This window comes from Bradyrhizobium sp. SZCCHNR3119 (assembly GCF_032487775.1).
Taxonomy (GTDB): domain Bacteria; phylum Pseudomonadota; class Alphaproteobacteria; order Rhizobiales; family Xanthobacteraceae; genus Bradyrhizobium.
Map to the genome: position 1 here is coordinate 5,121,787 of NZ_JAUEUV010000001.1, position 11,888 is coordinate 5,133,674.

General features: G+C 63.4%; 13 protein-coding genes. 6 read left to right on the forward strand and 7 right to left on the reverse strand.

Features of this window, described 5'->3' with window-relative positions:
- Positions 1-343: 343 nt before the first annotated feature.
- Positions 344-955: a flavin reductase family protein gene (locus QX034_RS23540; protein WP_315741525.1), complete on the reverse strand. Its 612-nt coding sequence runs from the start codon at positions 953-955 to the stop codon at positions 344-346.
- A gap of 175 nt (positions 956-1,130) precedes the next feature.
- On the opposite strand from QX034_RS23540, the gene QX034_RS23545 reads away from it, so the two are divergent.
- Positions 1,131-1,418 carry a hypothetical protein gene (locus QX034_RS23545; protein ID WP_315741524.1) on the forward strand — a complete coding sequence of 96 codons (288 nt, stop codon included), beginning with the start codon at positions 1,131-1,133 and terminating at the stop codon, positions 1,416-1,418.
- A 69-nt stretch (positions 1,419-1,487) separates the two neighbouring features.
- On the opposite strand, the gene QX034_RS23550 is transcribed toward QX034_RS23545, so the two are convergent.
- From QX034_RS23550 to QX034_RS23565, 4 genes are all read right to left on the reverse strand, one after another.
- The gene (locus tag QX034_RS23550) at positions 1,488-1,685 is read right to left on the reverse strand and encodes a hypothetical protein (protein WP_315741523.1); all 198 of its coding nucleotides are present in this window, start codon (positions 1,683-1,685) and stop codon (positions 1,488-1,490) included.
- A 420-nt stretch (positions 1,686-2,105) separates the two neighbouring features.
- Positions 2,106-3,068, reverse strand: coding sequence for an IS110 family transposase (locus QX034_RS23555; protein ID WP_315744806.1), 963 nt, complete (start codon positions 3,066-3,068; stop codon positions 2,106-2,108).
- Between the two features lie 408 nt (positions 3,069-3,476).
- Entirely contained in the window at positions 3,477-4,319 is an 843-nt protein-coding gene (locus QX034_RS23560; protein ID WP_315741522.1) for an alpha/beta hydrolase, read from the reverse strand.
- Between the two features lie 228 nt (positions 4,320-4,547).
- Positions 4,548-5,327 carry an SDR family oxidoreductase gene (locus QX034_RS23565; RefSeq protein ID WP_315741521.1) on the reverse strand — a complete coding sequence of 260 codons (780 nt, stop codon included), beginning with the start codon at positions 5,325-5,327 and terminating at the stop codon, positions 4,548-4,550.
- 171 nt (positions 5,328-5,498) lie between these two features.
- Here QX034_RS23565 and QX034_RS23570 point away from each other — a divergent pair, with 171 nt between their 5' ends.
- From QX034_RS23570 to QX034_RS23580, 3 genes are read left to right on the forward strand one after another with little or no spacing between them, the layout of a single operon-like run.
- Positions 5,499-6,290 carry an enoyl-CoA hydratase/isomerase gene (locus tag QX034_RS23570; protein ID WP_315706241.1) on the forward strand — a complete coding sequence of 264 codons (792 nt, stop codon included), beginning with the start codon at positions 5,499-5,501 and terminating at the stop codon, positions 6,288-6,290.
- On the forward strand, positions 6,287-7,273 hold the full coding sequence (locus tag QX034_RS23575; RefSeq protein ID WP_315706240.1) for a phosphotransferase family protein: 987 nt from the start codon (positions 6,287-6,289) through the stop codon (positions 7,271-7,273). The genes QX034_RS23570 and QX034_RS23575 overlap by 4 nt, the downstream gene beginning before the upstream one ends.
- Positions 7,274-7,275: 2 nt before the next feature.
- Entirely contained in the window at positions 7,276-7,656 is a 381-nt protein-coding gene (locus QX034_RS23580) for a DUF6285 domain-containing protein (protein WP_315706239.1), read from the forward strand.
- Positions 7,657-7,783: 127 nt separating this feature from the next.
- Here QX034_RS23580 and QX034_RS23585 read toward each other — a convergent pair whose 3' ends face one another.
- Positions 7,784-8,563, reverse strand: a complete 780-nt coding sequence (locus QX034_RS23585) for an enoyl-CoA hydratase-related protein (RefSeq protein WP_315706238.1) — start codon at positions 8,561-8,563, stop codon at positions 7,784-7,786.
- A 181-nt stretch (positions 8,564-8,744) separates the two neighbouring features.
- Here QX034_RS23585 and QX034_RS23590 point away from each other — a divergent pair, with 181 nt between their 5' ends.
- The gene (locus QX034_RS23590) at positions 8,745-10,019 is read left to right on the forward strand and encodes an acyl-CoA dehydrogenase family protein (protein WP_315806679.1); all 1,275 of its coding nucleotides are present in this window, start codon (positions 8,745-8,747) and stop codon (positions 10,017-10,019) included.
- A 17-nt stretch (positions 10,020-10,036) separates the two neighbouring features.
- Here QX034_RS23590 and QX034_RS23595 read toward each other — a convergent pair whose 3' ends face one another.
- Entirely contained in the window at positions 10,037-10,912 is an 876-nt protein-coding gene (locus tag QX034_RS23595; protein WP_315706236.1) for an SDR family oxidoreductase, read from the reverse strand.
- Between the two features lie 101 nt (positions 10,913-11,013).
- Here QX034_RS23595 and QX034_RS23600 point away from each other — a divergent pair, with 101 nt between their 5' ends.
- Entirely contained in the window at positions 11,014-11,823 is an 810-nt protein-coding gene (locus QX034_RS23600; protein WP_315762199.1) for a crotonase/enoyl-CoA hydratase family protein, read from the forward strand.
- Positions 11,824-11,888: the final 65 nt, after the last annotated feature.

Genomic DNA, 11,888 nt, shown 5'->3' on the forward strand with positions numbered 1-11,888 from the left:
GCGGCGCCTGCCCACCGACTTGCATCACGCCTGCAATGGTGGGCACGCTGCGCTTTGCCTCCCCTGCCGACCAGAGCGATCGCATATGGGGGAAAACTCGGCCGACGATCTCTCCCGCGGCCGTCCTTCGAGACGTTCGCCTCCGGCGAGCTCCTCAGGACGAGGGCTTGTTTGCGGCAAAATGGCAGACCCTCATGGTGAGGAGCGCCGCATGCGGCGCGTCTCCGGACGATGCTACGCATCGCCGGGAGAACCGTGAGGCCCCGGTCTAGTTTGCGCCATATGCGATCGCCCTGCCTACCGACCGGATCCCGCCTTCCCAGGGATGACAGCCCGTATGCTGCTATTCCATCCCCTTCGCCGGCGGGAAATCCATCCGGTCATTGGTGCGGCAATAGCGGTCGGCGAACATGCGCCCGACCGGGTGGAATAGCTCCATGTGCACCCGCATCTTGTCGCGATCCCATAATTCGTCACGAATGTAGAAATTGACGCCTTCGCCGAACACCAGCTGACGGTCGCCGTTGACGTCGATGATCTTCCAGGTCCGGCATTCCATTGCGAACGGGGCGTCGGCCAGCCGCGGCACCAGCACCGTGCTGGAGGGCGCGAGCTTCAGGCCGAGGTGATCGGGCTCGCTGATCTCGGGCGGGAAGTCGCCGCCGGTATCGTGCATCGCCTGCGCCAGCGGCTCGTCGGTGATGTGCACCACGAATTCCCCTGAGCGGCGGATGTTGACCAGCGTGTCCTTGACGCGGCCGTCCGGCCGCAGATTGATCGCGAATACGCAGAGCGGCGGGTCTTCGCCGAGCACATTGAAGAACGAGAACGGCGCCGCATTGACCACGCCGGTCTCACCCATGCTCGTCACCCAGGCGATCGGCCGCGGCAGCACGAAGGAGGTCAGGATCTTGTAGCGCTCGCGCGGGGACAGATCGGCGGGAAGATATTCCATGGTGGGTCCTGTTTGCTTGCGACGCCGGCGAGCGTAGTGCGCCGCAGCGTGGCGACCAAGCCGATAAAGCGGGCAGGAGCTGCGCGGAACGGAGCCGCTTAATTTGCCGCTTGCCGGAACGCTGCGGCGGCCGCGACGTTCGAAACTGCACAGAACACAGATCTGGAGGATCGCCATGAAAGCGATGGTGAGTGCAGTTGCGATTGCGTGTCTGCTGGCAGCAGGCGCGGCGTCGGCGCAGAGTGGATCGCAAAGCAATCCGCCGAGCGCGCAGAATTCCGGTGCCGGCATCCAGGGCGCGCCGGGGAACAAGAACGGGCCGCCGGCGGACAAGGGCACGGTCGGCTCCAGCACGTCGATGGATCGCCACAATCCTGACGTCAGCAACCAGGATCCGGCCAACGTCAAGGGCATGCCGGGCAACAAGAGCGGCCCGGCGGTCAAGTCGCCGTCGAAGCAGTGACCTGTCGGTCCGTCAGTCCGGGCGCGCGCGTTTGCTCGCGGCCGGACTGACAACAGGTAGGCGTCGCCATCAAACGCAAACGCTGCCTGTCAGGCAAATCACTTGCTCAGTCTCCTGCCGAGTGCGGGTGACCTTCGTGGCCGTGGCCCCGGCGATCGGAATGCGTGGAAAGCCGGATTTTGCCAATCGCTCCAAGCCGATCACCCATCCGAGCCTAGCCGTCACATCCGGCGGCGAAAATTCTTCTTTCGTTTTTTCAGAAATCATGTTTAACTCGCGCTGTCCCGCCTCATGCAGAGGGGCGTATCGCGATCGTCACGGCACGCAGGGCGCGGGATGCGATGGGCGTATCGGGCTGCAGCATGATCCGATCATGCGGACGAACAGCCTGGTGCGTAACGTGAAGTCGTGTGGTCCTGGCGTCCCGGTGCTGACGCCATGCGCAACGTGTTCAACGCGTTGCCGCAGACGCGATGATGCTCGCATCGTCGCGGATACGGGGGCAAGAAAGCCGGTCCCCGGGGAGCAACTGTGCTGAAGTAGACCGCCGATCGGCCGGCCTCAAGGCTGGCGCGAAGACGCGCCACCGCCTTCGGCGGCTGAAGGCCTTGACCCCGTCCGCTCGCCGGTCTGTCGGCTTGGCATGCGCTCGGTCATGGACCGAGCGCGGTAAGGCGCTCGATCAGCTCACCGCACCGCGTGGCGGCTGGAGTCCCATTTTTCGCCGCGTGCAATCATCGTGTTGAGGATGACGATCAGCTTGCGCATGCAGGCAATCACTGCGACCTTTTTCAGCTTTCCCTTGGCGATCAGCCGTTCATAGTAGGCCTTGAGTACCGGGTTGTTCTGGGTGGCTGCGCCGAGACAGGGCATGTAGAGGGCGTTACGGACCCAGCGGCGGCCACCCTTGATATGGCGCTCACCACGCCGTTTGCCGCTGTCGTCGTCATAAGGGGCGGCTCCCAACAATGCGGCAGCGATTTCCTCACGTACCGTCCCGAGCTCCGGAAGGCCCGCAATGAGGACCGCAGAGGCCACCTCGGCGAGACCCGGCACGCTTTCAATGATCTCGGCGCGTTCGGCAAATGCCGGTGTGGCCTTGATCGTGGCGGCGATGGCATGGTCGATCTTGGTGATCTCAGTGTCCAAGCCCTTCAAGACGCGGGCGTGGGCTTTCTGAACCGCTCCCGGCACGGCATGTTCGTTCTGGCTTTGCAAGCGGGTGCTCAGATCAATGAGAGCTTTGCGTGCTTTGACCAGTGCCGCCAGTTCCTCGCGTGCGGCATCGTGGGTCTGGCCCGACGCTTCGTCGAACGTCTCGGCGAACCAGGTGATCATCTCCGCGTCGATCGCATCGTTCTTGGCGAGCCGCCCGGCTGATCGGGCGAAGCTGCGCACCCGCTTGGGATCGACAATCCGTACCTCGATGTCAGCCTGGCGCAGCACCTTGGCCCAGTTCCGCTCATAGCCGCCGGACGCCTCCATCACCGCCTTGGCTGCTTTGTGCTTGCGCAGCCAGGCTACCAGCTTGCGGTGCCCCTCTGCGGTGCTCGGAAACGTTAGCCGCTGTGACAACGAGCGGATGCACGCATCCACCTTGTCCTTGGCCACATCGATACCGACGACAACGCGATCGTTTTGTGCCATCATCCACTCCCTTCCTTGCTCGTCCGGGCTCGAAGCCCATGCAACTGTTCGGGTTGAGGAAGACACACCGGATCTGTCCCTAGCTCCCCGTCAGGCTCTCCGGCCTTTGAGCACGTTCGGGCTCAGATCCAGCGACGGGCGGTTGGTGAGAACCGCCCGTTCGCACATTCTGGCACATTCGGAAGACACAAGATCACGTATAAACGTTCAAACCATCGCGCAGGGAAGGCCGGTCGATCCCGGTTGGACCTGTGGTGACTGCCGCCTGCTTTTTTTCTGCAGGCGGGCCGCAGGGCGTCAACCGGCGCCCGGCCTTCCCTGCGCCCTCTCGCTCCCGAGTGGGTCTTGATCAGAACAACTCGGGCGCTCGAGCCGCGCCGCGGGGAGGTGGACGCGCGTCCGCGCCTTGCATCATGGCAGCGCGGCTGCAGCGTTGCTGACGAGCAGGTTGCTCGGGTCGGTCGGCGCGGGTGCGAGATCGCTGGATGTGTCGCCGCCCAAGAAGTTGTCGAGCGTCGCCTGGATGCGCTCCTTGACGGTGGTGGGGCCACGGTCGCTCATCCAGGTGTGCTGGAACTCGGTTCTGACGATGTCAATTCCGTCCTTCTTTGCCACCTGGGGGGCCGGCAGCACACCCGGGTCGGTCTTGAACACGGGGTCATCGGAGCGGAACGACAGGATCTTGAGCTTGTCGCGGATGACGAAGGGAACCCGCAGATTATCGAGCGTCACGATCTGAGAGACGATGTCCGGATGTTCCTTGGCGAAATACATCGCAGTGTCGCCGCCATTGGAATGGCCGACCAGGGTCAGATGCTTGTAGTCGGCATTGGGGTGTCTTTTCTTCAGCTCGTCCAGCACGAACAGGATGTTGGCTTCACCCTTCTTGTAGACAGGGAGCCGTCCGACATAGGGCAGGCCGATCTTGGTCACGAGCGGCGGATCGGTCGGCAGATCCTGCTGGATGCTGGCGACGAGATAGCCTCGCGCGGCAAATACGTTGGCCAGGAAGGAATATTCCGTGTTTCTGACAGTATTGCCATTACTGATGACGGCGACCGGCAGCCGCCAGACGCCGGCATCGGCCTTCATCTGGTAGTCCTTGCGCACGGCGACATCGACCGTGACCGGCCGTTGTCGTGCTGCGTCATAAAGGTCGAGGCTCTCATGCTCGATCCCCAATTTGCTCATCGCGACATAGCCCGCAACCGCCAGGGCAGAGACGCACGCCAGAACCGTTATTCCCCGTCTCATCGCTTCCGTCCCGATCAAATCTTCTTCTTATCTAAGAGGAGAAAACGCGGAGATCACGGAGCCGTCACACCGCGATGTTCATTAAATTTACGAAACGTGACGGAACGTCGCAGGAACTGCCGGCTGTTCCGAGAATGTCGATATGAACGCCCGGGGATATCGGAAAGGAGTGCGCGCGACCAGCCCGGCGGGGCTGGCTGCGTTCCTGCTCGTGTTTCAAGTTCGGGGTCAAAAGGCGGTGTAGCCGCCGTCGATCACGAAACAATCGGCTGTGTGATAGGACGAAGCCTTGCTCATCAGGTAGACGGCGATACCGCCGAAATCCGAAGGCTCGCCGAAGCGGCGCATCGGAATCCGCGGCATGACATTGGCGACGAATTTGTCGTTTGCCATGAGGCCCGCGGTCATGTCGCTCTTGATCCAGCCGGGCAGGATCGCATTGGCGGTGATGCCGTAGCGCGCGAGCTCGACCGCCAACGCACGGCAGAGCGCGTTGATCGCGGCTTTGGTGGCGGCATAGTGCTCGTTACGCGCCGTGCCGAACAGCGAGGCGAGGCTGGAGGTCGCAACCAGCCGGCCGAATGCGTCGCCTTTTTCTGCGCGCTCGGTCATGTGCTTGGCCGCGGCCTGGAACGCATGGAAGACGCCATCCAGATTGGTGGCGAACATCGTGCGCCATTCCTCCTCGCTGCGCTCGATGAAGGGTTTTCGGCCACCGCCGCCGATGCCGGCATTGGCAAAGCAGCCGTCGACGCGACCGAACCTGTCGAGCGTCGCTTTCATGGCCTCGTTCACGGACACAGGATCGGTGACGTCGCAGACGCGGGTATCGACCTGGCCCGGAGCTGCCGCCATCGAGGCCGCCGCCGCCCGGTTCTTCTCGGCATTGCGGCCCCAGATCGAGACATTGCAGCCACTCGACGCAAGTGCCTGCGCGATGCCGAGGCCTATGCCACCATTGCCGCCGGTGACGACGGCCACGCGGCCGGTGAGATCGAATATGCTCATGGGCGATCCTCCGAATTGATGGCGCGTCTCAGCTGCGCGCTTTCGCAACTCTCTTCCGATAGTCCGACCATGGACAAGGTGCGTACAAAAATCAAATATGCAGAAGGATCAGGCTGACCTTGGAATTCCACCACGGAGAATGCAGCCTTGGAAATGCTTTGAGAGGAAACCATGCAGTTCAAGCACGTCACGCTCGATTTCGACGGTTCGGTCGCCGTTCTGACGCTCGACCATCAGGAGGTCATGAACGCGGTCTCGATCGACATGCTCGGCGGCCTCGTCGAGGCGCTTGAGGAGATCGAGGACAGGAAAGCGGAGGTTCGTTGCCTGGTTTTGACCGGCGCCGGCCGTGCCTTCTGCACCGGCGCCAATCTGCAAGGGCGCAATCAGCAGAAGCCCGGCCGCAGCAATGCCGGTGCGGCGCTGGAGACCGCGTTTCATCCGTTCCTGCGTCGCTTGCGCAACCTGCATTGCCCGATCGTCGCCGCGGTGAACGGCCCCGCCGCGGGCGCCGGGATGAGCTTCGCGCTGATGGGCGACATGATCCTGTGCGCGAAGTCAGCCTATTTCCTGCAGGCGTTCCGCCGCATCGGTCTGGTGCCCGATTGCGGCTCGACCTGGCTGTTGCCGCGCCTGGTCGGCAAGGCGCGCGCGATCGAGCTGTCGCTGATGGGCGAGAAGCTGCCGGCGGAGAAGGCGCTCGAATGGGGCCTCGTCAATCGCGTCTTTGAGGACAGCGTGCTGATGGACGAAGCCATGAAGCTCGCCCGTGAACTCGCCAATGGTCCCACGGTGGCGCTCGCACTGATCCGCAGGCTCTATTGGGACAGCCCGGAGAATTCCTTCGAGGATCAGCTCAACCTCGAATATCAGCTGCAGCGCGTGGCTGGCGCGACCGGCGATTTCAAGGAGGGCGTCAGCGCCTTTCTGGAAAAGCGTCCTGCCAAGTTTCAGGGCCAATGATCGAGGCGGCGCTGTCCCTCTGCGTGGCGCGCTTCATGCCGGCGGCGACCGGCGTGAGGGGCGCTGTGAAGCTGTCGGGCGGCGCCAGCCAGGAGACCTGGCGCTTCGACATTCTTGGTCCCGGCGGCGATGTCGGCGCGATCCTGCGCCGCGCGCCGAAGGGCTATGGCGCCGCGCCGGGACGTGCGGCGGGCCTCGCCAATGAAGCGGCGCTGATGCAGCTGGCTTATGAAGCCGGTGTGCCGTCGCCGCGTGTATTGCACGTGCTGACGCCGGAGGACGATCTCGGCACCGGATTCATCATGCTGCGGGTCGAAGGCGAGACCATCGCGCGCAGGATCCTGCGTGATGCCGAATTCGCGGCCGTGCGCCCGCGACTTGCGCGCCAGCTCGGCGGCATCGCGGCCGGCATTCACGGCATCCCCCGCGACAAACTGCCGAGCCCGCGCGAAATGACGTCCGCGAGAGAGCTTGCCGAGCTGAGACGCGAATACCAGAGCTTCGGCTGGCCGCGTCCGGTGTTCGAGCTGGCCCTGCGCTGGCTCGCCGACCACGATCCCGGACCGCCTGACGAGGTGACGTTGGTGCATGGCGATTTTCGCCACGGCAACCTGATCATCGGGCCCGGTGGTGTTCGTGCCGTGCTCGACTGGGAGCTCGCTCATCTCGGCGATCCCATGGAGGATCTCGGTTGGATCTGCGTCAACTCCTGGCGCTTCGGCGAAATCGACAAGCCGGTTGGCGGCTTCGGCTCGCGTGAGGATCTTTTTGCCGGCTACGAGGCTGCGGGCCGCAAGGTCGACCCTGCGCGTGTGATGTTCTGGGAAGTGATGGGGACCCTGCGCTGGGGCGTGATGTGCTGCGGCATGATGCAGCGCTTCCGGGAAGCGCCTGATCATTCGATGGAGCGCGCGATGATCGGTCGCCGCGCTTCGGAGACGGAGATCGATCTGCTGCGGCTGATAGCGCCGAGGGGAGCCTGATCATGCAGGATGAACCGACACCGGCTGAACTCGCCAAGGCGGTCGCCGACTTCCTGCGCAGCGACATCATCCCGCTGATCTCCGGCCATGAGGCGTTCAAGCTGCGCGTCGGCATCAACGCGCTTGATCTTATCGTGCGGCAATTGGCAAAGGCCGGGCAGGACGAGGTCATGGAGCTGGAGCGGCTCAAGGCTTTGCTGGGTTCGGACGGCTCACTGTTCGAATTGAACCGTTCGCTCGCCGGGAAGATCGCCACTGGCGCGATCGATCTTTCGACCCCCGGGCTGAAAGAGCATCTCTGGCAGACCACGCTCGACAAGCTCGCCGTCGATCAGCCGAACTATGCGTCGTATAAGCGGGAGACAGAGAGGGAGAATGGCTAGCGCATCTCTCTCGCCTGTCATTCCGGGGCGCCGCGCAGCGGTGAGCCCGGAATCCATAACCACGATCGCGAGTATGGATTCCGGGCTCGCCCTCCGGGCGCCCCGGAATGACGAGATCCTGGAGAGCTTACCTCCCCAGCCATTTCGGCGGACGCTTCTCGGCGAAGGCCTTCGGACCCTCGACGTAATCCTGCGAATGGATCATCGCTTGCACCGCCGGATAATCGCGCTGCTCGGTGATGGCCTGCTCCAGCGATACGGCAAGGCCTTTTTCGATCGCCTGCTTCGACGCGCGGATCGACATCGGCGAGTTCTTGCAAATCGTCTCGGCCCAGCGTTCTGCGGCCGCCAGCGCCTCGCCTTGTGGCACGACCTCGTTGACGAAGCCGAGCTCGAAGCCTTCGCGCGCGCTGACATGGCGCGCGGTCAGGATCATGCCCATCGCGCGCTTGAGCCCGATCTGTCGGGGCAATCGCTGCAGTCCGCCGGCAAGCGCGGCGAGACCGACCCGCGGCTCGGGCAGGGCGAAGGTCGCATTCTCCGAGGCAATGATCAGGTCGCAAGCGAGTGCGATCTCGAAACCGCCACCCATCGCGACGCCATTGACGGCGGCGATCAGCGGCTTGTCGCAGTCGAACCGCGAAGTCAGCCCGGCGAAGCCGCCCTTGTCCCAGCCGCGCGCGCCGCCGGCGGCTTGCCATTTCAGGTCGTTGCCGGCGCAGAAGGCCTTGTCGCCTTCGCCGGTGACGATCGCGACCCATTGCTCGGGATCGGCGGCAAAGTCGTCGAACACCCTGTTGAGCTCGTAATGGGCCTCGATATGCAGCGCATTGTACACCTCAGGACGCGCCAAGGTGACGATCGTGATCGGGCCCTTGCGGGTTACTTTCGAATATTTCAGCTCCATCGGCGGTCCCTCCAGTTTTTTGATGATGCGAAACGATTACACGCGACACTAGCGCAAGCGTGGCTCGTGTGGAGCTGCAAATACGCAAGGACGTCGCGCGTCACGAGCAGACCGCCGCTGATCACCTTAAGATGCGCCGACCGCGCGGCGAAGCGAACAACAAAATGCCGGGAGATACGCCATGGACTTTTCCTTGCCTCAGGATCTCGTCGCCTATCTCGATGAGCTCGACCGTTTCATAGCGGCCGAGATCAAGCCGCTGGAAGAGTCCGATGACAACATCCGTTTCTTCGATCACCGTCGCGAATGGGCGCGCACCGATTTCGACAATGGCGGCCTACCGCGGCACGAGTGGGAGGTGCTCTTGCGTCAGGCCAAGGACCGTGCCGACGGAGCCGGTCACCTTCGCTTCGCGATCCCAAAACGCTATGGCGGCAAGGACGGCTCCAATTTGTGGATGGCCGTGATTCGTGAGCACTTCGCCTCGAAGGGGCTCGGCCTGCACAACGATCTGCAGAACGAGCATTCCATCGTCGGCAATTTTCCGATCGTGACCATGCTCGACCGCTACGGCACCGATGCCCAGAAGGAGATGATCGATGGCGCGATCACCGGCAGATATCGCATCACCTTTGGGCTCACCGAGCCGCATCACGGCTCCGACGCCACCCATATGGAAACCCGGGCGGTGCCGGCTGTGCGCGACAGCGTCAAAGGCTGGCTGATCAATGGCGAGAAGATGTGGACCACCGGCATGCATGTCGCGACGCATTGCGCGCTGTTCGCCCGCACCTCCGGCCATGACGGCGACGCCCGCGGCATCACCTGTTTCCTGGTGCCGGCAAAAGCGGAGGGGGTGAAGGTCGAAGAATATCTCTGGACCTTCAACATGCCGACCGACCATCCGCGTGTCTCTTTCACCGATGTGTTCGTGCCGGAAGACGCTGTGTTCGGCGAGGTCGGCCGCGGCCTGTCGCTAGCGCAGTGTTTCGTTCACGAGAACCGCATCCGCCAGGCCGCCAGCTCGCTGGGGGCCGCGGTCTATTGCATCAATGAGAGCGTGAGTTACGCGCGCGAGCGTAAACCGTTCGGCAAGGCGCTGGCCGAGAACCAGGCGATCCAGTGGCCATTGGTAGAGCTCGCCACCCAGGCTGAGATGCTGAGACTTCTGATCCGCAAGACGGCCTGGGAGATGGACTGGATGACGCAGGCGGAGGTGGAGCACTCGCTGTCTGACAAGGTCTCGATGTGTAATTACTGGGCCAACCGTCTCTGCTGCGAGGCCGCCGATCGCGCCATTCAGGTCCACGGCGGCATGGGCTATTCGCGCCACAAGCCGTTCGAGCACATCTATCGCCATCACCGCCGCTACCGCATCACCGAGGGCAGCGAGGAGATTCAGATGCGCAAGGTCGCGGGCTTCCTGTTCGGCTACATGGGAGCGGCAAAACGGTGAAGTCGGGCGCGGTCACCTCAACCGTTTCGCGCCGCGCGGTCCTTCTCATTCTGCGCCTTGATCGATTCCTTGGCCTTGGTCCAGTCGTCGTCGGTCCAGTCGCGCAGCTGATAGAAATTGCCGCCCATCGCGAGTGCCTGGCCGCCATCCATCGCGATCGTCTCGCCATTGATCCAGTCGCAGCCGCCGGAGATCAGGAACACGGCAAGGTTCTGCAATTCCTCCATCGTGCCGACCCGGCCCATCGGGTTCATCGCCTTGGTGCGCGCGCCGGCCTCGTCACCGGGCTTGATGCGCTTGCTCATGCCCTCGGTCGGAATCTCGCCCGGAGCGATCGTGTTGAGGCGGATGCCGTAGCGGCCCCATTCGGTCGCCAACGACATCGTCATCGCGTGAATAGCCGATTTGCTCATCGCCGACGGCACCACATAGGGCGAGCCGTTGCGCACCCAGGTCACGGTGATCGAAACGACATTGCCCGGCTGCTTGGCCGCGATCCAGCGCCGGCCGACCGCATGCGTGACGTAGAAGGTGCCGTGCATCACGATGTTCGCGACCGCGTCAAAGCCGCGTGGACTGAGATCCTCGGTGCGGGAAATGAAATTGCCGGCGGCGTTGTTGATGAGATCGGTGAGGCCGCCTTCCTGGAAGATGTTTTCGATCATCTCCTCGACGGCCTGAGCGTTCCGGATGTCCACGCCATGGCTGGTGACGCGGCCGCCATGGAGGTCCATCAGTTCGGTCGCCGTCTCGTCGCAAACGATTTTCCGTCGCCCGCAAATATGCACTTCGGCGCCGAGCTGCAGGAAACGCGCGGCCATGGCCTTGCCGAGCCCGGTGCCGCCACCCGTCACAAGAATCCGTCGACCTGCGAGGAGATTGTCCTTGAACATCGTTCCTGCCTCAAAATCCCATCGTTAATTGGTTGATTGACTAAATCGCTCTGCCGGTTTCCTGTAAAGCCGGAAAGAAGATGAACAGGGAGAGCCGTTCGATGGAACGAGTCGCGATCGAGATCAAGGACGGCGTCGCCGACGTCCGGTTGGTCAGGGTCGACAAGATGAATGCGCTGGACATGGCGATGTTCGAGGCGCTGGTGAAGGCGACCGAGCGGCTGTCCAAGGAGAAGGGCCTGCGCGCGGTCGTGCTCTCGGGCGAAGGGCGGGCGTTCTGCGCCGGCCTGGACATGGGGCGCTTTGCGGCGATGAACGAGAACGGCGGCAACGGCATTGCCGGCGGCGAGACGCGCGATCTCACCGTCCGCACCCATGGTCAGGCCAATTTCGCCCAGCAGGCGGTGTGGGGCTGGCGCCAATTGCCGGTACCGGTGATTGCTGCGGTGCATGGCGTGGCGTTTGGCGGCGGCTTCCAGCTCGCGCTCGGCGCCGATATGCGCTACGTCGCGCCCGACACCAGGATGTCGATCATGGAGATCAAATGGGGCCTGGTGCCTGATATGGCGGGTACGCCGATCCTGGCGACGCTCATGCGCGACGATATCCTGCGTGAGCTGACCTATACGGGACGTGTGTTTTCCGCAGAGGAGGGGCAGTCCTACGGCCTGGTGACGCGCATCTGCGACGATCCGCGCGGCGCCGCGCTCGCGACGGCGCTTGAGATCGCGGGCAGGAGCCCGGATGCGATCCGCGCCGCCAAGCGCATGTTCAACAGCCTCTCGGTCGATCCCGGTCCGGCGCTGCTGGCCGAGTCGGTCGAGCAGCAGAAGCTGATTGGCAGCCCGAACCAGCTCGAGGCCGTTCGCGCCAATATCGAGAAGCGGGCGCCAAGGTTCGTTGACGTCTGATGCCCCTAGGCCTTCCCGAGCGGCCTCCATCTTCATCTTGCGCTGCGGCAAAAAAGTTGCAGACT